Raw genomic sequence first — 22873 nt, forward strand, 5'->3', positions numbered from 1 at the left:
ACTATTGTTAAAGTCTGTTGTCCCTGCTAACAAATAATAAAAACCAGCAACTTATTCCATTCAGGAATATAGCCTAACTTACTAACAATAATTCACGGTTTTCCAGCGACGGACGGCTCACCAGCGACATTAAAATTTCCTTAACCGCCTGCGCCTGCGGCGACAGACTGCCGCGTGCCGACATATTGACCGACAGCGACAGGCTCATTGACGGCGTGCTGATGCGCGCCATCCAGCCATTCGCCGCGCTGCACAGCGAACGGGCGGCGGACTCAGGCAGAACGGTGACGCCCATGCCGCTGGCAATAGCCGCCGTCAGGGTGGTAATGGATTCAATTTCGCCGATAATTTTTGCCGACAGTCGACGCAGAGTGAAGGCTTCGGTGACCCTTGCGCGAACGGCGCTATAATCACGCGGCAGGAACAGATTCATTTCCGCAACCGCCGTCAAATCCACGCTCTGCCCCGGGCAATCCCGGGTTCCGACCAGGTAGAGATCTTCCTTCAGCAGCGGCTGACTGACGATCCCGGCGACCGGAGAACGTTCATAGAGCACGGCCATATCCAGCTGACCGTCGATAAGCTTCTCGTTGAGGATCGTTCCGCTGCTTTCCTGCAGATAGACCATAACTTCCGGAAGCTCGTTACGCACCGTTTGCAGCAGCGGCATGGTAATGGCCGAAGCCGCCGTGCCCGGAGCCAGCCCAATTGACACCTGGCCGCTTAGCGTCTGACCGACGTTGTTAACCGCCAGCTGCGCCTGCTCGCACTGGCGCAGGATAGTCCGGGCGTGGGTGTAAAGGATCTTGCCCGCTTCGGTCGGCGTCACGCCGCGCTTGGTGCGGATCAACAGCTGCTGGTCCAGCTCGCCTTCCAGGGTCGCAACCTGCTGGCTCAGCGCCGGTTGTGCGATGTGCAAGACTTCAGCGGCCTGGGTCAGACTGCCGATATCGACGATTTTCACAAAATACTTCAGTCGTCTTAAGTTCATTTTGCCTCCTGTAAGGAACACCAGTACCAACACTGGCCGTTTAGATGCAGAAGGTTTTGCAATTTGCTTGCCAGCTTTTTTGCAGGGACGCAAATGCCGCTGCAGGCCGCGTAATAAGGGATACTGATAGCAAACCGCGATTTTGTTGCCCGGTAAGCGGATTGCGGTATGCCCCATTAGGGGTATAAATGCACCGCAACGGTGCATCCGGCGGCGCAATGCCGTAAAAACAGGCACTCTGCTGAAATTGTCGGCAAACGAACAAGTTAAGGTGATTCAGGCTTTGACAAGGGGGATGGTCATCGTTAATATGCGCCCCGTTCACACGATTCCTCTGTAGTTCAGTCGGTAGAACGGCGGACTGTTAATCCGTATGTCACTGGTTCGAGTCCAGTCAGAGGAGCCAAATTTAAGAAGCCTGCTTTCGAGCGGGCTTTTTGCTTTCTTACTCTCTCATTTCAGCCAGATCGTCTTCTTTGGTAACCCCCCGCACGCGTTCTGCACCCGCCTCACTCCTCTGGCTGTAACAGAGGAAAAACCCCATAACTTATTAATATCAATTGTTTACGCAAATAAACGAGGGTGAGTACAGGCTGCGGACGATCCAGCCATTTTTCATCTTTTGTATCTTAATATAGCGACCCGAGTCCGGATCGGGGCTAAAAAAGACTTTTTGCATCATTCCCTCGATCATATTGTCGGCTTTCCGCTTCGAGATGGTCGTTTGGGTTAAGTGGTAAATGTTATTGGCTTTCTTTGCATAGATGAAATGATACGATCTTTCGACATTGTACTTGACGTTATCGACGATCACTTTTCCGGAAACGTCAAAATAGCCGCTGTTATTTCCCCGCATCAGCAAGAAAGTTTTAAAGTTTGCATCAAAGCCAAATGAGCCCGATTCAATTCGCAAATTTGCGGAACAATCAAAATCGTTTTGCTGATGAAAATGATTTATCAGCCAGCCGCAAACAAAAACAGCAAATAAAATTGACAACAGAACATAAACGCTTTTTACCTTAACGTTATTCAGGAATTTCATAATCAGGCCTATAGTAGTTCTCACATGAATACAGCGCACCTGGTTTTATTTTTGAGTAGATACAGTGGGCCAAAAAAATCCTTCCCTCATTGGCTTTTAATACAGATTCCGAAATATTAAAGTAAAAAACGCTGTTGCCTAAGCACACCATTTTCTGCTTTGCGATCAGCTGGCGGACCAGAACCATCATCTTTTGCTGTTGCTCATTCGGTATGGCGTTAAAAGTTCTGACCGGGCAAGAATCAATGCTTCCCAGATAATAGCCTTCATCCTGGCCAGCCGCAAAAATCAGGCGATATCGGTCGGCACTCACGCTCCAGAAAAGGATAAGCAACACAAATAGCGCAAGCAGCGCATAGCCAGACTTTTTTGCCCATCCCGCAGAAAATTTACGTGTTCCCTTATGTGTACAGCCGCTGCTGCTTAACGCAATAGCTTCCGCATCGTTTTCATTACGTATGACAGGGGCTGAATTATCCACCCTCTCAATCAGTATGCTCGCGGACACCATAAACCCAACCCGGGGCACGGTAACGATAATCTCCTCGACACAGCCCATATTCCTGAAGATGGCTCTCAGGTCAGAAATATATTTATTGAGGCTATGGCTAGAGGTCCGCAGCCCATGCGCATCCCAGACTTTTTCAAGTATCTCGTTCCTGTAAACCACATGCTCCCTGTGGTCTAAAAGGAACTTAAGCAGGCGGCTTGTGGTGGCTGTCAGCGTGACGCATGAGTCTTCATCGAGCCATATCAGCCCGTCATCGCTCCTGAAATGGATCGTTCCTTGAATTTTGTAGATCATAAACCAGCCTTACAAATAATCCTCAGTCGCACACAATCCGCACATCAGGCACATGCGCAGTATTTTATACTGATAATAACCTTAACTTTATTGTAAATTGAATTTTAACACCTAAAAACCAATAAAAGAGAATACATATAACTAAAAAAAAACACAATGCTATTATTGCCTTCATCGAAACACACGGCGTAACCAGGCCCATCTGAGCTAACCTTGCGCCTGAAACAATATAGACCACCAGAACATCATTCGGGATGTATGAGCTGAACGCGTCCTGAAGCTGTGAGAACCGAGGAGATAAATGATGATTAAATAATACCATCACGCAATTAACTACCTGATACATGAAATGACCAGGGATGATATTTTCACCGCCTGAATTAGCGTCCTGAAGACAGCGTAAAAGCGAGAATCCGGACACCTCTATAGGGATATACACAGGCAGATAAAAAGAAATCTGATTGGCTAAAGATAAAGATGTCAGACGTTTATCAAGGAATGTTCCCTAAGAAAATTCCAATACAAAGAGTGTGCCTATTGTTCAGAGCTTAATGATAACTCAACCCTATCATTTTTAATTTACAAAAACCTATAAAAAAACAAATTATAAACCTTTAACGCCACTTACAATGAAAATCACAAACAAAACACCCACAAAATGATAACTTTGTAGTGGTTACATCTTTTAGAGCCTCAGCTGCATGCCTCATTGAGACGGGTGATGTTAGATTACTCTCAATTCGCTGAATGGTTTTATTAACGATGAGTTAAAGGTCAACCCAAGGATGAGATCGCGTTCAGATATGAATCTATCAACTAATATTTTATCTAAGGATAAATATTTCACTCTGGGCCTGATTGAACTGCTTGGAGTAGAGTTTATTGACAATTTCTTTTTGATTATAGATTTGGACTCTAACGACCTTTCGGGTTCGGAGTGGATTTATTTTTCAAATAAAAACATTGTTGCCTTCGCCTCCAGCGACTTAGCTTTTTATAAGTCCGAGCTATTTGAAAAAATAACCGTACTGGACAAAAAAAGTAATACCAGAAGCATCCTGAATTTCTTTTTAAAGAAAGAAACCTCAGGAAATTATCATACAAAGTACCGGCTAAGCCTGCGTGAAAAGCAGATGTTAAGCATGTTAAGCAGAGGGGAAAGCAACCAGGAGATCGCAGAAGAGTTTGGCGTGAAACTTAAGACTATTTATACGCACCGCCGCAACCTGATGAATAAATTAGGTTGTAAAAACAGGATTACGTTTCAAAAGTTATTTTTCAACAATAAATGTTTTTTTAAGTGAAGCATAGCTTCAGGATTATTCATAAACAGGAGTTTTATCATGAACAAATTAGCACTTATCGTTATTTCAGCACTGTCCCTGAGTTCTGCTGCGGCTCTGGCCGATACCGTTACGGTGAACGGCGGTACGGTGCATTTTAAAGGGGAAGTGGTTAACGCGGCCTGCGCAGTCGATGCTGGTTCTATCGACCAGACCGTTCAGTTAGGCCAGGTTCGTTCTGCAAAGCTGGCGACCGCAGGCAACACCAGCACGGCTGTCGGCTTCAATATCCAGCTGAATGATTGTGATACCACCGTCGCCACCAAAGCCTCCGTCGCGTTTACCGGCACGGCGATTGACAGCGCCAACCCAACGGTACTGGCCCTGCAGAACTCCGCCGCGGGCGGCGCGACTAACGTCGGCGTACAGATCCTTGACCGTACCGGTACCCCGCTGGCGCTGGATGGCGCCGCCTTCGGCGCGCAAACCACGCTGAACGATGGCACCAACGTTATCCCGTTCCAGGCTCGCTACTACGCGACTGCCGCAGCCACTGCCGGTACCGCTAACGCTGACGCCACCTTTAAAGTGCAGTACGAGTAATTTTTTCATCAGGCAGGGAAGCGCGTCGGGCCAGGACGGCCCGTTATCCGAATAAGAGTAAGGGTGATAACGATGCAAAGAATGAAGTCTGGTCTGTTGATTTTATTGCTCCCACCGCTGGCGCTGGCAGGAAACCAGTGGGACACCATGCTGCCCGGCGGGAACATGCGCTTTCAGGGGATAGTCATTGCCGAGTCCTGCCGCGTTGAAGCGGGCGACCGGCAGATGACGGTCAAGATGGGGCAAATCAGCAGCAATCGGTTTCATTCGGCCGGGGAGGACACCAACCCCGTCCCCTTCGATATTCACCTGCAGGAGTGCAGTACCGCCGTGAGCCAGCGCGTTGGCGTGGCGTTTCACGGCGTCGCCGATGGTAAAAATCCGGACGTCCTCTCGGTTGGCGAGGGTCCGGGGATCGCGACCGGCATTGGCGTTGCCCTGTTTGATAAAACCGGCAGTCAGATCCCGCTCAATGCGCCCGCAGGGGCATGGACGCAGCTGCACACGGGGCCAACGACGCTGCATTTTGTCGCCAAATATCGTTCCACCGGGAATCAGGTCACCGGAGGAGCGGCAAATGCTCAGGCCTGGTTCTCCCTGACCTACCAGTAATCAGCGCCGGTAACAGGAATTCACCGTGAGAAAGAAAGAGATAAGCATGAAAAATAGACGGGCTACCACGCGCGGGATGCGCGGTTTACTGGCAGGACTCCTGCTGCTCTCTACCGCCGGTTTTACCGCTCAGGCACAGGCCGGCGTGGCGCTGGGCGCGACCCGCGTGATTTATCCGGCCGGGCAAAAACAGGCTCAGCTGGCGGTGACCAATAACGACGACAGCACCTATCTGATCCAGTCATGGGTAGAGAACACCGATGGCGCGAAAGACGGGAGCTTTGTCATTACCCCGCCGCTGTTCGCCATGCAGGGGAAGAAAGAGAATACCCTGCGCATCCTCGATGCCACCAACGGCCAGCTGCCGCAGGACCGGGAAACGCTGTTCTGGATGAACGTCAAAGCAATCCCATCGATGGATAAATCAAAGCTCAGCGAAAACACGCTACAGCTGGCGATTATCAGCCGTATCAAGCTTTATTACCGCCCGGCCAAACTGGCGCTACCGCCGGATCAGGCCGCGGAAAAGCTGAAGTTCCGCCGCAGCGGAAGCTCACTCACGCTGATTAACCCAACCCCTTATTACCAGACGGTCACCGAGCTCAACGCCGGAACCCGGGTGCTGAAAAATGCGCTGGTCCCGCCGATGGGCGAAGCCAGCGTCAGTTTACCGTCCGATGCAGGCCGCGAGATTACATACCGGACGATTAACGACTACGGCGCACTCACCCCGCGTATGAAAGGCGTCATGCAGTAACTGACCGGGGAGCAGCGCTCTCCCCCTGAACGAAAAAAATAACGATGGCCGGGCGACTTTGGACCGGAGGGACTATGTCACATCTGAAATATGGACTCGACCACTTGGGCTCCCGGCGAATGACTCCAGGATCTGCTCGCGTATTCGCGCAGATCCCCCTTGCCCTTTTACTTTCCTCACCGGCTTTTTACGCGCAGGCGGAGCTCTATTTCAACCCACGCTTTCTGGCGGACGATCCCGCCGCCGTGGCGGATCTGTCCGGTTTTGAAAAGGGCCAGGAGCTGCCGCCGGGTACCTATCGCGCGGATATCTACCTGAATGACGGGTATATGACCACCCGCGATATCACCTTTAATGCCGCTGAAAATGGCCACGGGCTGGCCCCCTGCCTGACCCGCGGACAGCTGGCCAGCATGGGCGTGAATACCGCGGCCATTGCCGGAATCGACGTGCTGGCGGCGGATGCCTGCGTACCGCTAACCGAGATGATCAAAGACGCCACCACCCGCTTTGATGCCGGGCAGCAGCGGCTGTATCTGACCGTGCCCCAGGCGTTTATGGGCAACCGCGCCCGCGGCTATATTCCGCCTGAGCTCTGGGACCACGGAATTAACGCCGGGCTACTGAACTACAACTTCACCGGCAACAACGTGCACAACGACGTCGGCGGCAGCAGCAACTACGCGTACCTGAACCTGCAGAGCGGGCTGAACCTCGGCGCCTGGCGCCTGCGCGACAACACCACCTGGAGCTACAGCAGCAGCAGCAGCAGCAGCAGCAGTTCGACGACCAATGAAAACAAATGGCAGCATATCAACTCGTGGCTTGAGCGTGATATTACGCTACTGCGTTCGCGCCTCACGCTGGGCGACAGCTACACCAACGGCGACGTCTTTGACGGCATTAACTTCCGCGGCGCGCAGCTAGCTTCCGACGACAACATGCTGCCGGACAGCCAGAAGGGTTTCGCCCCGGTCATTCACGGGATTGCCCGCGGCACGGCTCAGGTCTCGGTCAAACAGAACGGCTATGAGATCTACCAGAGCACGGTGCCGCCCGGCCCGTTTACCATCAACGATCTCTACGCCGCAGGCAACGGCGGCGACCTGCAGGTGACCATCAAAGAGGCCGACGGCAGCAGCCAGGTCTTCTCCGTCCCCTACTCGTCCGTTCCGGTGCTCCAGCGCGAGGGCCATACCCGCTATGCCGCTACCGCCGGCGAGTACCGCAGCGGCAGCAATCAGCAGGAAAAACCGAAATTTTTCCAGGGCACCTTGCTCCACGGCCTCCCGGCGGGCTGGACGCTGTACGGCGGCACCCAGCTGGCGGACCGCTACCGCGCCTTTAACCTCGGCGTGGGGAAAAACATGGGGGAGCTGGGCGCGCTGTCGCTGGATATCACCCAGGCCAACGCCACCCTGCCCGATGACAGCGAGCATCAGGGGCAGTCGGTGCGTTTCCTCTATAACAAGTCGCTGACGGATACCGGCACCAATATTCAGCTGGTGGGCTACCGCTACTCGACCCGCGGCTACTTCAGCTTCGCCGATACCACCTACAACAGGATGAGCGGCTACAACGTCGAGACCCAGGACGGGGTGATTGAAGTGAAGCCTAAATTCACCGACTACTACAACCTCGCTTACAACAAGCGCGGCAAAGTGCAGCTTAGCGTCACCCAGCAGCTGGGGCGCACCGCCACGCTCTATCTGAGCGGCAGCCACCAGACCTACTGGGGCACCGGCAAGGCCGATCAGCAGCTCCAGGCAGGACTCAACGCCGCCATCGACGATGTCAACTGGACGCTCAGCTACAGCCTGACCAAAAACGCCTGGCAGCAGGGGCGCGACCAGATGCTGGCGGTCAACGTCAATATTCCGTTCAGCCACTGGCTGCGTTCCGACAGCAAGTCGGCCTGGCGGCACGCCAGCGCCAGCTACAGCATGTCCAACGATCTGAACGGCAGAACCACCAGCCTCGCCGGGCTGTACGGCACGCTGCTGGAGGGCAACAACCTGAGCTACAGCATGCAGACCGGCTACGCCGGCGGCGGTGAGGGCAACAGCGGCGGCACCGGCTACGCGGCGCTGAACTACCGCGGCGGCTACGGCAACGCCAACGTCGGCTACAGCCGCAGCGACGGTATCAAACAGCTGTACTACGGCCTGAGCGGCGGCGTGCTGGCCCACGCCGACGGCGTCACGCTGAGCCAGCCGATGAACGACACGGTGGTGCTGATCAAAGCCCCCGGCGCAGACAACGTCAAAGTGGAAAACCAGACCGGGGTTCAGACCGACTGGCGCGGCTACGCCGTGCTGCCCTACGCCACCGAATACCGGGAAAACCGGGTGGCGCTGGACACCAACAGCCTGGCCGATAACGTCGACCTGGACGATGCGGTGGCCAGCGTGGTGCCGACCCACGGCGCGATTGTCCGCGCGGAATTTAAGGCCCACGTCGGGCTCAAGCTGCTGATGTCGCTCATCTATAACGGAAAGCCGGTTCCCTTCGGCGCGCTGGTGACTTCTGACGGCAGCCAGGCCAGCAGCATCGTCGCCGATAACGGCCAGGTCTACCTGAGCGGGATGCCCCTGGCGGGCAAAGTGCGGGCGAAATGGGGCGAAGGTCCGAACGCCAGCTGCGAGGCTGACTACAGCCTGCCGCCGGAAAAACAGAACCAGCTGCTGATCCCGCTGTCCGCCGAGTGCCGCTAAGGAGACCATGATGAGAAAAACCCTGTATCTGCTGAGCGCCCTCGTATCGCTGGCGGTCAACAACGCCAGCGCGGCGGACAGCACCATCACCATCAGCGGCTACGTTCGGGATAATGCCTGCGCCGTGGCGGGTGAGTCGAAAGATTTTACCGTCGACCTGATGGATAACGCCGCGAAGCAGTTCCATGCGGTTGGGGCGACCACGCCGCTGGTGCCGTTTCGTATCGTGCTGTCGCCCTGCGGCAGCTCGGTTACCGCGGTGAAGGTCGGCTTTGTTGGCGTTGCCGACAGCATCAATACCGACCTGCTACAGCTCGACGGCGGCGCCTCAGCGGCGGCGGGGATGGGCGTGCAGATCCTTGACGCGCAGCAGACGGCGCTGCCGCTCAATGCCGCATCGTCAGCGATCCCCTGGACCACGCTGACCCCCGGCCAGACCAACACGCTGAACTTTTACGCCCGGCTGATGGCCACCCGGGTACCGGTGACCGCCGGACACGTTAATGCAACCGCAACATTCACGCTTGAATTTCAGTAACCGGAGGCGCTGATGAACCCGACCTATTCCGGATGGCTGCTGGCCGCGATGCTGGCGGCGTCCTCCCCGACGCTACAGGCCGCCGACGTCACCATTACCGTTAACGGCAAAGTGGTGGCCAAACCCTGTACCGTTTCCACCGTTAACGCCACCGTCGATCTCGGCGATCTCTATACCTTTAGCCTGGTCTCCGCCGGCGCCGCTTCGCCCTGGCACAGCGTGGCGCTCACCCTGAGCAACTGCCCGGTCGGCACGTCGCGGGTCACCGCCAGCTTCAGCGGTACGGCGGACGCCACCGGCTATTACAAGAACCAGGGTACCGCCGGCAACATCCAGCTTGAGCTGCAGGATGAGGGCGGCACCACGCTGAACACCGGCACGAGAAAAGAGGTACAGGTCGACGACGCCACCCAGTCCGCCAGCTTCCCGCTACAGGTCAGAGCGCTGACGGTCAACGGCGGTGCGACGCAAGGAACTATTCAGGCGGTGATTAACGTCACCTATACCTACGCCTGAGCCAGGAGAACAGAGTAATGAAAAAGATAATCACCCTGCTGTTAACGCTGCTGCTGGCGGGCTGGTCGCTTAACGCCTGGTCGTTCGCCTGTAAAACCGCCGCCGGGGTGACAATCCCCATCGGCGGCGGATCGGCGAACGTTTACGTGAACCTCGCGCCGGCGGTCAGCGTCGGGCAGAACCTGGTGGTGGATCTCTCGACGCAGATTTTCTGTCATAACGACTTTCCGGATTCCATGATCGACTACGTAACGCTGCAGCGCGGCTCGGCCTACGGCGGGGTGCTGTCGAGCTTTTCCGGCACCGTCAGGTATAACGGCATCAGCTACCCGTTTCCAACCACCAGCGAAACGGCGCGTATGACCTATAGCTCCATTGTTGATAGCCCCTGGCCTACCGTCCTCTATCTGACGCCCGTCAGTAGCGCAGGCGGCGTCGCCATTTCCGCCGGGTCGTTGATCGCGGTCCTGATCCTGCGTCAGACCAACAACAAGGATAACGACGACTTCCAGTTCGTGTGGAACATTTACGCCAACAACAACGTCGTGGTGCCAACCGGCGGCTGCGACGTTTCTGCTCGCGATGTGACGGTGACGCTGCCGGAATATCCCGCATCCGCCGCCATTCCGCTGACGGTTTACTGCGCGCAAAACCAGAATCTCGGCTATTACCTCTCCGGCACCACGGAGAACGCGGGCAACTCGATATTTACCAATACCGCCTCAGCGTCCCCTGCCCAGGGGGTGGGCGTTCAGCTGACGCGTAACGGTAGCGTCGTACCCGCCAACAGTACGGTGTCGTTAGGCAACGTAGGCACCTCGGCGGTCAGCCTCGGATTAACCGCCAACTACGCGCGCACCAGCGGGCAGGTGACCGCGGGTAACGTGCAGTCGATTATCGGAGTGACTTTTGTTTACGAATAATCTCCCGCCCCCCGGCGGCGGGCAGCCGCTCGTCGCTATCCTGTCGCCCTGTTCGCTGGCTGCCGAAGGGCTGAGCGGGATAATAGCGAAGGGAGGAGCCAGGCCCGTTGTGCTGCCCCCGGAGACGCCGCCCCTGCCTGCCGGCGTTCGCCGCGTGGTGGTGTTTCTCCCGGAAGGCCCCGCCGGGCTACTGGCAACCCTGAAGCGGGCCGCCGAGCTGCTGGCGCGGTCCCCCACGCCGCTGCCCATGCTGTTCCTGAGCCGCAGCCCGGCAAGCTGGCTGTGGCCCACCCTGGTGCATCAGGTCGCAGACCGGCGTTTGCTTACCGCCGTACGGGCCGCCGCTTCCGATTTGCCGGTCCCCTGCCTGGCGGCGCTGCTGCGCGACGCCGTGCTCGAAGAATACCCCTCTCTTGAGCAGCTGGCAGAGGATGAAACGCGAGCGCTCGGCAAGCGCCCCGCCGGGATCACCCGGCCGGAGCTGGACGCTATCCTCGGTTTACTCTGCGGCTACCGCGCCAGCGCTCAGGCTCAACGCCGCGGCATCAGCCACAAGACGCTCTACAATCAAAGAACCGCAGGATTAAAAAAAATGGTGGAACACCACCCTGAAATGGCCGCCCGCTTTCCCGGCAGTCAGATAAGAGACCAGAAAAGCGAGAGCATCGCCGCCCTTTCCGCTTTCGAGCGTGAACTTGTCCATGCGATCCACAGCCGCCAGATTTTTCCGGTATTTCAGCCCATTACCGATGAACACCATCAGGTAAAGGGAATGGAGATCCTCTCCCGCTGGAACCGAAACGGCAGCGTGCTGGCTGCCGGCGATTTTTTACCGCAAATACGCTCGGAATATGCCTGGCTGGTGCTCACCGCGTTTGTCCTTCAGGAAGCGGTGCAGAATATTAATCAGCATTCCGGCGAGTGTTATTTCGCCGTGAATATTCCCGCCGCCGTCGCCGGCAACGAGAACCTGCTTCGCATGATGGAAACCGCGCGCCAGCAGCTGCGTCAGCCGCACAGGTCGCAGAGGCTGGTGCTGGAGTTTGCTGAAAATACCGACCTCAACGGTCACGGCAAAATCGCCGAAAATATCGCCCGCCTGCAAAAGCGCGGCTTCCCTATCATGCTTGATGACTGCTTCTCGCAAAGCAGCGTGATGTTTCCGGTGCGCACGATGAGATTCAGCGCTTACAAGCTGGATATGAGCATCGTCAACGATATGCAGCGCGATCCGCACGCGCTGGCGCTGATCAGAAGCCTTATCTTCTACTGCCAGCTGACCGGCAGCCGCTGTATTGCCGAAGGCGTAGATAGCCTGGAGAAATTCAACAAACTGCAGGCGCTGGGAGTCGACCGCTTTCAGGGCAACTACCTCTCGGCGCCGGTAGGCAGGGAGAACGTGGCGGAGCTTCTTCTGCCGCTTTCGGGCGAGGCGGAGCATCGCTCCGCCATCGCGGTACCGGTAACGCCCGATGGAAAACATCGGGCATTGGCGACACTTCAGCGCAGCTCCGGCCAGTAGCCACGGTTGGCGACGATCAGTTCATCAAGGATAGCTTTTGCGACCGAAGCGCTGGGTACCGTTTTGGACAGGGTCATCGCCTGCCAGAGCTTCTGATAGCTTCCTTCAACCCAGGCGTCGACCACCAGTTTTTCAACCGCCACCTGCTGCTCCATCATCCCCTTTTGAAACAGCGGGATCTTACCCATCGCCAGCGGCTCGGGGCCATTAACGCCCACCAGGCAAGGCACTTCAACCATCGCGGTATCGTCAAAATTCGCGATAGCGCCGTTGTTTTCCACAATCAGCAGCATTCTCTCCTGGGTGTTAAAGGCGATGGCGCAGGCGAGGTCGACGATAAAGGTCGCATGCGCCCCGGCATGGAAATGCGCCTCTTTGGCACTTTGCCGGGCGACGATCTCTCTGGCCATATCAAACACCTCCTTCTCTCTCCCCGCCATCACTTCATTGGCGCGAGTAAAGTCAGGGTCTGAATGGGCAACCTCATAGTCGGCATAAAAATAGTACTTCAGATAAGTATTGGGTAACGTATCGGTATCCAGCGCAAAAACGTCCTTCACCTTTTTGAAGGTCTCAATCCAGCTCGGCGCTTTATGCTGAAAATCCTCTTTCGGACTGCAATAGCCCAGCTCGGCAACGTGGTTTTTTAACGCCGGCATTAAATCGTTGCCGGCCTTATCGGTAATGCTGGTCCACCAGCCGAAATGGTTGAGGCCAAAATAACGGACGTTCATCTCTTTACGCGATTTCAGCCCGAGAATATCGGCGAATAACCCTTCAATAGCCACCGGCATATCGCAGATATTAATAATTTTGGCCGTCGGGCGTAGCCGACGCGTGGCCTCGGCAACGATCGCCGCCGGATTGGAATAGTTGAGCATCCACGCGCCCGGCGAATACGTTTCCATGTAGTCAACCAGCTCAAGGACGCCGGCGATAGAGCGCATACCATAAGCGATACCGCCCGGGCCGCAGGTTTCCTGGCCAATCACGCCATATTTAAGCGGAATTTTCTCGTCTTTCTCGCGCATCTCATAGAGGCCGACGCGAATATGCGCCATCACGAAATCGACGCCCGTAAAGGCTTCCTGCGGGTCGGTGGTGAAGCTAAAAGCAACGTGCGGATAATGTTCAGCCACCAGAATCGCACAGGCTTCGCCAATCACGCGCTGGCGATCGTGATGATTATCATAGAGACGAATTTCGCTTAACGGAAACCTGTCCATATTTTCCAGCAGCATCATAACAATCCCTGGGGTATACGTACTGCCGCCGCCGGCTATGGTCACAACGAATTTATTTTTCATCTTCCACCTCATTATTCATGTACATCTAAATAGCGATTCACGGCATTACGGATTTTATTAACCCCTAAACCATAAATAACCTGAACGTGATTGCCTTTGATAATGACGCTGGTACCGCCGCTGGTCTTCAGAATGTGTTCCTGAATTAATGCGGGGTCCCGCACGTCAACCCGAAGCCGCGTAAAACAGTTCTCGACCGAACAGACATTTTCTTTGCCGCCAAGGCCCAGAATGACCTGCTCGCCGGAAGCCCTGTCAGGCGCGCTTACGCTTGCCGGTTGGTTAGCCCCCTCCCCCTGCTGCTCCTGGCCCGGCGTACGCATTTTGAAACGCAGAATCAGAAACTTACCGATATAAAACATCGTCGCGGTTTCCATTAACCCCAGCGCGACAAACACAGGCCAGCGCGTGAGATGCGCTCCCGCCGGAATGTTGTAAACAATAAAATCGATAATGCCGTTGGTGGCGCAGACCCGCACATCAAGCAGCCACGCCAGCATCTGGAAAAAACCGTCCAGTAATGAATAAACCAGCCATAGCAACGGTGCGGTAAAGATAAATAAGAACTCAAAAGGTTCGGTGATCCCCACCAGGAATGAAGTCACAATCAAAGGAATCAGCGTGATTTTCAACTTTTGCTTATTTTCCGGCCTGGCGGTTGTATAAAAGGCCAGGGCCATTCCGGCGGTACCGAAAATTTTCACCATACCGTAGGTGAGAAATCGCGCCGAGTCGCTTAACGGCCCGGCGCTATGGGCAATTTCAGCGAGGAAAATCGGTTTTGCCCCCACCACCGTCTGGCCATCAATCAACAGCTGTCCGCCAATGGAGGTAAAGACAAAGGGCGACCAAATCAGGTGGTGTAGCCCGGTCGGGATAAGAAAACGATTGAGAAAACCGTACAGAAAAACGCCGACGGCGCCGAAGGTTTTCATCACCCCGGTCAGCGCCGATATGCCGTGTTCAACAATCGGCCAGACGTACACCGTGGCGATGGCAAACACGCCGACCAGCGGGATCATTACGATCAGAACCAGCTTGCTGTTGCCGTAGATAGAGAAGGCGCCGCGAAACTCGATATCGACAAAGCGGTTATGAATGAAAGCCACCGCGCAGCCCAGAATGATGCCAAGAAACACGCCCATATCAATGACCTGGAAGCCAAAAATAAAGGTTTGCCCGCTGCCGTAGAGCTGCGCGTTGCTGCTGCCGGCGGCCAGGCGCTGCGTCAGGGTTAGCCAACTATTATTCGCCGCCAGGTACATAAACCAGGTCATTGCGGCAACAAAAGCCGCTTCCGCTTTTCGGGTTTTTGCCAGCCCGCTGGCCAGCCCGAGGCAAAAGAAGAAGCCAAGATTGTTCATGATGGCCCAGAGCATGCTGGAAACGTATTTCCCCAGCAGATAAAGCGAGCTCTCTTCCGCGACCCAGATTTTATTGGTTGTCATACTAAACAACGCAATCAGCAGACCAATAACCGGCAGATACAAAACCGGCCCAATCATGGCCTTCGAAAAATCCTGTAATTTTTTTACCCCGATCATCCTCACCCCCTGTCCCGCACATCGGCCGTCAGCGCCCGATACATGCGTTTCAGCCTATGCGCCGGCAGACATAATTCAGAGCGGTGAAATCGTCATCTGTGATGAAAGTCATATCTCTCTTGCGGCAACAGATATATAAGTAAAAGCAGATAAATAGATGACAGAGACAAAACAACGCCCCACGATGATAAAAATATGTTAATTATCAACAAGATAAAATAATAATCCGCTGACAGAACACACCACGAGAAATCTATAAGTGATATATAAAACAATCGCAGACAGGCTAAAAAATCGCATCAATAGCGATGAATTCGAGGTGGGAGATGCGCTACCGAGTGAAAAAGCGCTGGCCGGGGAGCTGCAGGTCTCCGTCATGACCCTGCGCAAGGCGCTCACGCTGCTGGAAAGTGAGAAGCTGATCGTCAAACGCCACGGCAGCGGTTCATACGTGGCGCGTAAGAGCAATTATCGCGGCGGGGAACTTGACGGCTTCAACTACCAGATGCACATCGGCGGCGTCACCAACTATCGCAATAAGGTCATTGAGTTCACGATGATCGATGCGCCTTTGGCTATCGCACAACAGTTGAAAATTGAGCCGGGAGAGAAGGTCTATTACGTCAGACGCATTCGGATGATTGACGACGTACCTATTCTGATTGAGAACAGCTATATACCGGTGGCGATTTTTCCCTGGCTAAGCGTTGGAAATCTGGAAAGATCGAAATTTAACTATTTCAAGAAAGAGTGCAATATCACCATCCTGGAGAGCCACCGCAGCTATACCCCGGTTCTGGCCACCCGGGAGCAAGCAGAGCTCTTACAGGTTCCACAAAACAGCCTGCTGCTACGGGTGCAGTCGATCAGCTATGCCCATAACAATATCATTGTTGATTTATCCGACATTTACCAGAATACCAACAAATACAATGTTAAACATATTACGCGCCGCTAAATACCGCGGGATACGGCTGACGCAGGCCACCGAGAGCCGTCCAGCGTCAGCTGACGATAGACGGCAGCTGACGATTCTGCGTTGGCAAATGACTACCAGCCGCAGACGTTAGTCTCTTCGTCGGACTCGTAGCCGCGGACAATATTAATCAGATCTTTTACCGCATCGGCCGCCGTCTGCGGATCCTGCAGCTCAGCCAGAGAAGCAAACTCGCTATCGACCGAGACGCCGTTATTATTGTTGGTCACCGTCAATATAAACCCCTTTCCTCCGGCGTTTTCCACCGACAGCGTGGAAATAAGCTCAGCCACGGCCTGGGTGGCAATATCAGGGACATAAAGGGCCATCGGCTTAAGATACACTTTTTCTTTTTTATCTTTATTATTCCCGTTGATCAGCGCTAACGCATAGCCTTTATTTTCACTGTTCATATTATCCCTCGATAAGAATTTTAGGATCAACGTAAAAGTCCACGTTAAATACGGTATCCTCGGTTAGCGCCTCGATGCGGTGCCACTTTTCGGGCGGAAAAACGCCAAATTCACCTTCGGCAATGGTCAGGGTTTCCACCGGTTCCGCGCTGGTTTCATCGGCATATCCGAGATAGCGTATCGCCCCTCGCATCACCGACAGGCGCGGATAGACGCCCTGCCGGGTACCGGCATCCAGATGCCGCTTCCAGATTGAGGCCGGCGCCGTCCGCTTCGTCCACAGCGGCGTGCTCCGGGTATGCACATAGTGGGTAGGAATAATGATTCGCTGCATGATTTCGCCTCTCTTAACGCACCACATATACGGTCGAAAATGGGAAAATATGTTGCATATGATATACCCCTTTTAATCATTGCGGGTATTATTTTTTACCGATACGTTTTCCTACCCCTTATTGTACTCATTAGGGATTAGATCTATTCAAAAATAAATATGGGCGATTTTAGATAAACTAGAACCGCCCATATTAAAAGGCAAATTACTTATTTTCAGGTGAACTGAGCGGTCCCGGTTTACCGATTAAATACCCCTGTACCAGGTCACAGCCTAATTTGCGTAAGGACTCCAGCTGCTCTTCTGTTTCGACGCCCTCGGCCACGATGCGCATATGCAGACTTTTACCCATGCTGATAATCAGCCGCACGATATCGAGGTCATCTTTCTGATCGGGAATGTTAATCACAAAAGAGCGGTCGATTTTTATCTTATCGAACGGGAAATAGCTTAGCCGCGATAGCGAAGAATAGCCGGTGCCAAAATCATCAATGGAGATCTGCACCCCGAGCTCGCGCAGCTGGCTCAGGATCTCGAGAGAACGGGTATTTTCGTTAAAGACGTCAGACTCGGTAATTTCCAAATCCAGCCGATACGGATCCAGCCCGGTTGTTCTTAAGATGGTTACCACGGTATCGGTCAGTGAACTGTTCATTAACTGAACCGGCGACACGTTAACCGACACTTTGAGCGGCGACGACCAGCTGGCGGCCGCTTCGCAGGCGGTTCGCAGCACCCACTCGCCCAGCTGATTAATCAGGCCAATCTTTTCCGCTACCGGAATAAATTCGGTCGGCGGGACGCTGCCGCGCAGCGGATGAAACCAACGCACCAGCGCTTCGTAGCCGTAGATTTCACCGTTCATGGTGTCGGCTATCGGCTGGTAATAAACCCTGAACTCACCTTTGTTCAGCGCCTGCATCAGGTCATCTTCAAAGGATTTATTCTCCTGCTGGCGCTGAAGCAGTCCGGGACGGAATACCTGAACGTTGCCGGAACCCTCTTTTTTCGCTTCATACAGCGCCAGGTCGGCGCATTTGTATAAATAGTCGGTACGGCTTTCCCCGTCAGAGATCACAATCCCGATACAGGCGCCAATCTGGATCAGCGAGTCGTAAATCTGATACGGCTGGCTGATCTTTTCCCGGATCACCTTCGCCCGCTCCAGCGCCATCTCTTCGGTTAAATCATGGGAAACCAGGGCAAACTCGTCCCCTCCCAGCCGGTAGAGCGTTTCTGACGTTTTGCGAAAAAAGGAGAGACGGCTGGCCAAATCCTGCAGCAGCTTATCCCCGGCATCGTGACCCTGGGTATCGTTGACGTCCTTGAAATTATCCAGGTCAAACAGCATCACGACCGCCGAGCCGTTATAGGGCCGCACCTGATTGACGACCTCCTGCAGACGTTGCCAGAAAGAGAGACGGTTGGGCATCCCGGTCAGCGAATCATGATAGGCATCGTACTGCAGACGGCGGTTCTGCACCTGAAGCTTTTCTTTTGAGGCCTGCAGGTCGGTCGCCAGTAATTTCATCCGCACGTGGGCGCGACGCAGGGTGTTATTCTGCTTCAGCATCAACAGCCCGAGCGTGATACAGAGAACAATCAGCAGAATGGAAATCGCCGAATAGATGTAATAGAGATTTTGTATTTTATCGTGGGTCAGATTAACCAGATTAAAATCCTGGGCGAGCGAGGTGGACGCGAGTGAGGTCAACGGCCCGTCCAGGGTACTCATCTCCTGCAGCATCAGCTTCAGCTGCGCTGTCGTCATGGTGTCCAGCTGCTTATCCAGCCGGTCCAGAAGATCAATCAGGCTGTTAACTATTGCCTTACGGTGAGGATCTTTGCCGATAAACTTTCCCAAATCACCCTGCTGCAGCAGCGCAATCTGGCTCATCATAATTTCCAGACGCAGGCGCACCTCATCGTGGTCGCTTCCCTTCACCCCCAGCCCCATCGCGCTGAGTCGCGCCTCGAGGCGCATGTACTCGGAGACTATCTGGGAAACGGACCACGAATCAGTATAACGGGTTAATTTTTGCAGCTCACTTTGCCGCTCATGCACCAGATAAGTTATGTAACCGGTCACAATGAAGAGCGACAAAATAATGGCAGTGAGTATTCGATTCAAGATCAAACCCTTACTCAATTATAATCTTCGAAACCTGCCATGCCGAACGGGAATAATAAATCTGATTCTGCAATTCCGGGCTACTGTCGTAAGGATAAACAATAAATAAGGGCCCTTTATCACGAATGCGCATATATTCGCCGTTCATTTTTAAAGCCAAAATTACCGGAAATTTATGAAAGTCGTCCAGGGGGACAATCGTGGTGTAATCGTTGAGCGCCAGCACCCGGGCTGACTTGCCTTTGGCGCCGACTAAATCCATGAGTTTACTGAGGGAAATGCCGTCAAAGCGGACCTTGCCCGAATACCATGGCGTGGTCGTCACCAGCGTTTCCATCCCCAGCTTTTCTAATGCGGCGAGATCAAAAACGGCGGTATCGCCCTCATTCGTATTAGCAATCAGGCCGGAAATAGTTAAAACGGGTTTGCCGACAGGCGCTGGCAGTTTTTCTGCAAAAGCGGAAGGCGAAACCATGACACAAAATAAAGCTGCAAAAATTAAACGCATTTAACTCACCCTTCCGAAATTGGAGACTTGTTAATTGTAAACCATTTAAGTCATTTCTTAAAAGGTGTCCCCGTTGGGTTCAAAAATTAAAATTAAAAACAATAAGCGAAGTCCTAAGCTCGCATTCTGAACGGGCTACAAGGGCGTTCATCCCCCGGCGAAGCAAACGCTTTATGCCTTTAAACGCCCAGAGCAGGTAAAAATCTTTTCACATGCCCTTCTGCGCGGTAGTCTCAGGACAGGCGCGAATTCGGAAAGCGTCTCATTCCAATAATTAAAAACTCAGCAACAGACAGGACAGGTATGGACTCAACGTTAATTTCTCAGCGCCCCGGCAAGGAGGCATGTTCACTCAACCGCGCCCGCAGAGCGGCCTGGGGCAGCTTCGCCGGGGCCGTGGTCGACTGGTACGACTTTCTTCTCTATGGCATCACCGCCGCGCTGGTATTTAACCGGGAATTTTTCCCGCAAATCAGCCCGGCAATGGGCACCCTCGCCGCCTTTGCCACCTTCGGCGTCGGCTTCCTCTTCCGCCCGCTGGGCGGCATTATCTTCGGCCATTTCGGCGATCGCCTCGGGCGCAAACGCATGCTGATGCTGACGGTATGGATGATGGGGATCGCCACCGCCTGTATCGGTCTGCTGCCCTCCTTCAGCCAGATTGGCTGGTGGGCGCCGGTTCTGCTGGTCCTGCTGCGCGCCGTCCAGGGCTTTGCGGTGGGCGGCGAATGGGGCGGCGCGGCTCTGCTGGCGGTAGAGAGCGCGCCGAAAAATAAGAAGGCGTTCTACAGCAGCGGCGTGCAGGTGGGCTACGGTGTCGGATTGCTGCTCTCTACAGGGCTGGTGTCGCTGATAAGCTCCTGCACCACCGATGAACAGTTCCTCAGCTGGGGCTGGCGTCTGCCGTTCCTGTTTAGCGTCGTGCTGGTGCTGGCGGCGCTCTGGATCCGCAACGGCATGGCGGAATCCGCCGAATTTGAACAGCAGCAGCGCGAACAGCAGCTGCAGCCGAAGAAAAAGCGGCTGCCGGTCGTGGAAGCGCTGTTCCGCCATCCGGGCGCGTTCTTAATGATTATCGGCCTGCGCCTGTGCGAGCTGCTGACGATGTATATCGTCACCGCCTTCGCGCTTAACTATTCCACGCAGAATCTCGGCCTGCCGCGCGAGCTGTTTCTGAATATTGGCCTGCTTGTCGGCGCCATCAGCTGCCTGACGATCCCCTGCTTCGCCTGGCTGGCGGACCGCTTTGGCCGTCGCCGCGTCTATATCACCGGGGCGCTGATCGGCACCCTCAGCGGCTTCCCGTTCTTTATGGCGCTCGAAAGCCAGTCATACTTCTGGATCCTGTTTTTCGCGCTTATGCTGGCAAATATTGCGCACGATATGGTGGTTTGCGTTCAGCAGCCGATGTTTACCGAAATGTTTGGCGCCAGCTATCGCTACAGCGGGGCCGGCGTGGGGTATCAGGTTGCCAGCGTTGTCGGCGGCGGTTTTACGCCGTTTATCGCCGCCGCCCTGGTCACCTTATCCGGCGGCGCCTGGCATAGCGTCGCTATCTACTTGACCGCAGGCTGCCTGCTCTCCGCCCTTACGGCGATGCTGATGAAACCCAGCCGCCATGGCGAATAGCGTCGATAAGGAGAAATCATGATTCAGGAACCCTGCTGGCCGCTGCGCTTTAGCCACCAGCAGCTACCGGTTGGTTACTTTGCCGATCCCACCCTTGCCGAGCAGCCGCTGTTTGCCCGGGCGCTCGACGGTGAGGCGGTGGCTCAGCTCTGGCAGGCCCCGCAGGGGTTTGTGGTGCCGGGAAGCTACCGGAAATTTGCCGAACTCCCTGCGGTGAGCGAGCAGTTCGCCGGCCAGGGATGGCCGGTCTGGCAGCGCCGCTCCGGCGGCGGGCTGGTGCCGCAGGGGCCGGGAATTGTCAATCTCAGCCTGGCCTGGCCGGTCTATCACTCGCTGGGCGAAGCCGCAGAGCCGATTTATCTTTTCCTCTGCGGCCTGTTGCAGCGCACGCTGGTGACCTTTGGCGTGGCCAGCCACTGCCGGGCGGTTAGCGGTTCATTTTGCGATGGTCGCTATAATCTGGCCTGCGGCGAGGGCGAGGAGGTGCGAAAAATAGCCGGCACGGCCCAGTACTGGCGACCGATGGCGGAAGGTCGAGGCCATGTGGTTCTCGCGCACGCGGTGGTATTGCTGGATGCCGACCTGGCGGCGGCTCACCGGGCGGCCAATGATTTCGAAGCCCGGCTTGGCAGCGGGCGGGAATACCGCGCCGATAAAACCGTGACCCTGGCGGAGCTGGTTTCAGAAGGCGCCGATTTGCTGCCCCGCTTTCGCGAGGCGCTGGCGCAGCAGCTGGAAAATATCAGCTGAAGGTCGCCTTCAGATAGCGGCTAAACGTCTCTACCGCCCGCGATACGCGCGGCGTGTAGGGGCGAATGACGTACAGACTTTCCGCAAACGCATCCACCGGCCGCCATCCCGGCAGCAGCTCCTGAACCAGCCCGCGGCCAATCGCCTCCCTGGCGCTAAAATCCGGCAGTAAGGCAACGCCCAGCCCCGCCAGCACCGCGTCGCGCAGGGATTCGCTGTTATTGGTGGCAAACGGCCCCTGCACCTTCACGCTCACCCGCTCGTCGTCGCGCTCAAAGGTCCAGTGCGGGCTTTGCGGCCCGCGCGGATAGGTGAGGCATTGATGCTGACGCAACGCGTCAGGCGAATCGGGGCGGCCAAAGCGGCGAATATAGTCCGCCGAGGCGACCACCAGGGTAGCCGTACGGCACAGCGGCCAGGCCACGTGGGTCTCCGGCAGCAGCTCGCGGCGACAGTGGCGAATAGCAAGGTCGAACCCCTCGCTGGCGAGCGACACCAGTCGGTCGGTCACCTCCAGCTGGAGATGAAGCTGCGGATGCTGGTGCAGAAAAGGGGTGATGGCCGGGACCAGCTGCTGACGTGAAAATGCGACCGGCGCGGTCAGGCGCAGCGTACCGCGCAGGGGGCCGCCTTCCTCGTCGCAGGTGCCGGTAAAGATCTCGCGAATCTGCCCAAACGGCTCGTTCAGCTCCGCCACCAGCCGCAGACCATCTTCGCTTAAGGTCACGCTGCGGGTGGTTCGGTGCACCAGCGTCTTACCGGTAACCCGCTCCAGCTCGCTGATTTTCTGGCTGATGGCGGATTTGCTGACCGCCAGCTTTTCCGCGGCGCGGGTATAGCTTTTTTGCTCCTCCAGCACCGTAAGCCAGTACAGGTGGGTCCAGTAAATTTCCGGGCGGATCTCGCGCATAGTAATTGTTCACAGATAAAAACAATGAGTTCAAATATAGCGGTTTTTGCCGGCTTCAGCACGGG

General features: G+C 55.2%; 22 protein-coding genes and 1 tRNA gene. 13 read left to right on the forward strand and 10 right to left on the reverse strand.

Annotated features, from left to right (window positions below; translation table 11 throughout):
- Positions 1–73: 73 nt before the first annotated feature.
- Positions 74–991, reverse strand: a complete 918-nt coding sequence (gene nac, locus CDA56_RS09815; RefSeq protein WP_046878091.1) for a nitrogen assimilation transcriptional regulator NAC — start codon at positions 989–991, stop codon at positions 74–76.
- Positions 992–1321: 330 nt separating this feature from the next.
- Here nac and CDA56_RS09820 point away from each other — a divergent pair.
- A tRNA-Asn gene (locus CDA56_RS09820) sits at positions 1322–1397 on the forward strand.
- A 150-nt stretch (positions 1398–1547) separates the two neighbouring features.
- On the opposite strand, the gene CDA56_RS09825 is transcribed toward CDA56_RS09820, so the two are convergent.
- On the reverse strand, positions 1548–2033 hold the full coding sequence (locus CDA56_RS09825; RefSeq protein ID WP_014229986.1) for a hypothetical protein: 486 nt from the start codon (positions 2031–2033) through the stop codon (positions 1548–1550).
- Complete coding sequence (locus CDA56_RS09830; RefSeq protein ID WP_064358839.1) at positions 2017–2838, reverse strand: winged helix-turn-helix domain-containing protein; 822 nt, start codon at positions 2836–2838, stop codon at positions 2017–2019. Before CDA56_RS09830 ends, CDA56_RS09825 begins: the two co-directional genes overlap by 17 nt.
- An 803-nt stretch (positions 2839–3641) precedes the next feature.
- Here CDA56_RS09830 and CDA56_RS09835 point away from each other — a divergent pair.
- From CDA56_RS09835 to CDA56_RS09875, 9 genes are all read left to right on the forward strand, one after another.
- The gene (locus CDA56_RS09835; RefSeq protein WP_009653324.1) at positions 3642–4142 is read left to right on the forward strand and encodes a helix-turn-helix transcriptional regulator; all 501 of its coding nucleotides are present in this window, start codon (positions 3642–3644) and stop codon (positions 4140–4142) included.
- Positions 4143–4181: 39 nt separating this feature from the next.
- Positions 4182–4724 (forward strand): type 1 fimbrial major subunit FimA, encoded by a 543-nt coding sequence (gene fimA, locus CDA56_RS09840; protein WP_014229989.1) that lies wholly within the window; start codon positions 4182–4184, stop codon positions 4722–4724.
- A gap of 72 nt (positions 4725–4796) precedes the next feature.
- On the forward strand, positions 4797–5336 hold the full coding sequence (fimI, locus tag CDA56_RS09845; protein ID WP_014838896.1) for a type 1 fimbrial minor subunit FimI: 540 nt from the start codon (positions 4797–4799) through the stop codon (positions 5334–5336).
- A 46-nt stretch (positions 5337–5382) separates the two neighbouring features.
- Positions 5383–6093: a fimbria/pilus periplasmic chaperone gene (locus tag CDA56_RS09850; RefSeq protein WP_102803822.1), complete on the forward strand. Its 711-nt coding sequence runs from the start codon at positions 5383–5385 to the stop codon at positions 6091–6093.
- Positions 6094–6167: 74 nt separating this feature from the next.
- Positions 6168–8807 (forward strand): fimbrial biogenesis usher protein, encoded by a 2640-nt coding sequence (locus tag CDA56_RS09855; protein ID WP_103815221.1) that lies wholly within the window; start codon positions 6168–6170, stop codon positions 8805–8807.
- A 10-nt stretch (positions 8808–8817) separates the two neighbouring features.
- Positions 8818–9345 (forward strand): type 1 fimbrial adaptor subunit FimF, encoded by a 528-nt coding sequence (fimF, locus tag CDA56_RS09860; RefSeq protein WP_014229993.1) that lies wholly within the window; start codon positions 8818–8820, stop codon positions 9343–9345.
- Positions 9346–9357: 12 nt separating this feature from the next.
- A complete protein-coding gene (gene fimG / locus CDA56_RS09865) occupies positions 9358–9861 on the forward strand; it encodes a type 1 fimbrial minor subunit FimG (protein ID WP_102803432.1) in 504 nt (167 codons plus the stop codon).
- A 17-nt stretch (positions 9862–9878) separates the two neighbouring features.
- Positions 9879–10784, forward strand: a complete 906-nt coding sequence (locus CDA56_RS09870; RefSeq protein WP_014229995.1) for a fimbrial protein — start codon at positions 9879–9881, stop codon at positions 10782–10784.
- Positions 10771–12306 carry an EAL domain-containing protein gene (locus CDA56_RS09875; protein ID WP_177986813.1) on the forward strand — a complete coding sequence of 512 codons (1536 nt, stop codon included), beginning with the start codon at positions 10771–10773 and terminating at the stop codon, positions 12304–12306. The genes CDA56_RS09870 and CDA56_RS09875 overlap by 14 nt, the downstream gene beginning before the upstream one ends.
- Here CDA56_RS09875 and CDA56_RS09880 read toward each other — a convergent pair.
- Entirely contained in the window at positions 12285–13613 is a 1329-nt protein-coding gene (locus CDA56_RS09880; protein ID WP_014838902.1) for a 6-phospho-alpha-glucosidase, read from the reverse strand. The genes CDA56_RS09875 and CDA56_RS09880 overlap by 22 nt on opposite strands.
- A gap of 11 nt (positions 13614–13624) precedes the next feature.
- The gene (locus tag CDA56_RS09885; RefSeq protein WP_102803430.1) at positions 13625–15157 is read right to left on the reverse strand and encodes a PTS transporter subunit EIIC; all 1533 of its coding nucleotides are present in this window, start codon (positions 15155–15157) and stop codon (positions 13625–13627) included.
- A gap of 259 nt (positions 15158–15416) precedes the next feature.
- Here CDA56_RS09885 and CDA56_RS09890 point away from each other — a divergent pair, with 259 nt between their 5' ends.
- Positions 15417–16115, forward strand: coding sequence for a GntR family transcriptional regulator (locus CDA56_RS09890; RefSeq protein WP_102803429.1), 699 nt, complete (start codon positions 15417–15419; stop codon positions 16113–16115).
- A gap of 92 nt (positions 16116–16207) precedes the next feature.
- Here the strand turns inward: CDA56_RS09890 and CDA56_RS09895 are convergent, their stop codons facing one another.
- The 4 genes from CDA56_RS09895 to CDA56_RS09910 form a co-directional block, all read right to left on the reverse strand.
- Entirely contained in the window at positions 16208–16546 is a 339-nt protein-coding gene (locus tag CDA56_RS09895) for a DUF1869 domain-containing protein (protein ID WP_049079461.1), read from the reverse strand.
- Between the two features lies 1 nt (position 16547).
- Entirely contained in the window at positions 16548–16880 is a 333-nt protein-coding gene (locus CDA56_RS09900; RefSeq protein WP_049079460.1) for a TehB family protein, read from the reverse strand.
- A 205-nt stretch (positions 16881–17085) separates the two neighbouring features.
- Complete coding sequence (locus CDA56_RS09905) at positions 17086–19011, reverse strand: putative bifunctional diguanylate cyclase/phosphodiesterase (RefSeq protein WP_025106060.1); 1926 nt, start codon at positions 19009–19011, stop codon at positions 17086–17088.
- Positions 19012–19021: 10 nt separating this feature from the next.
- Positions 19022–19519: a putative pterin-binding protein gene (locus CDA56_RS09910; RefSeq protein ID WP_025106059.1), complete on the reverse strand. Its 498-nt coding sequence runs from the start codon at positions 19517–19519 to the stop codon at positions 19022–19024.
- 303 nt (positions 19520–19822) lie between these two features.
- On the opposite strand from CDA56_RS09910, the gene shiA reads away from it, so the two are divergent.
- A complete protein-coding gene (shiA, locus tag CDA56_RS09915; protein ID WP_025106058.1) occupies positions 19823–21148 on the forward strand; it encodes a shikimate transporter in 1326 nt (441 codons plus the stop codon).
- Between the two features lie 18 nt (positions 21149–21166).
- Complete coding sequence (locus CDA56_RS09920) at positions 21167–21898, forward strand: lipoyl protein ligase domain-containing protein (protein WP_170064936.1); 732 nt, start codon at positions 21167–21169, stop codon at positions 21896–21898.
- Here CDA56_RS09920 and CDA56_RS09925 read toward each other — a convergent pair.
- Positions 21891–22808, reverse strand: a complete 918-nt coding sequence (locus CDA56_RS09925; RefSeq protein WP_004852363.1) for a LysR family transcriptional regulator — start codon at positions 22806–22808, stop codon at positions 21891–21893. The two genes, CDA56_RS09920 and CDA56_RS09925, sit on opposite strands and share 8 nt — an antisense overlap.
- Positions 22809–22873: the final 65 nt, after the last annotated feature.

Origin of the sequence: Klebsiella michiganensis, assembly GCF_002925905.1 — a bacterium.
In the GTDB taxonomy this organism is placed as follows: Bacteria; Pseudomonadota; Gammaproteobacteria; order Enterobacterales; family Enterobacteriaceae; genus Klebsiella; species Klebsiella michiganensis.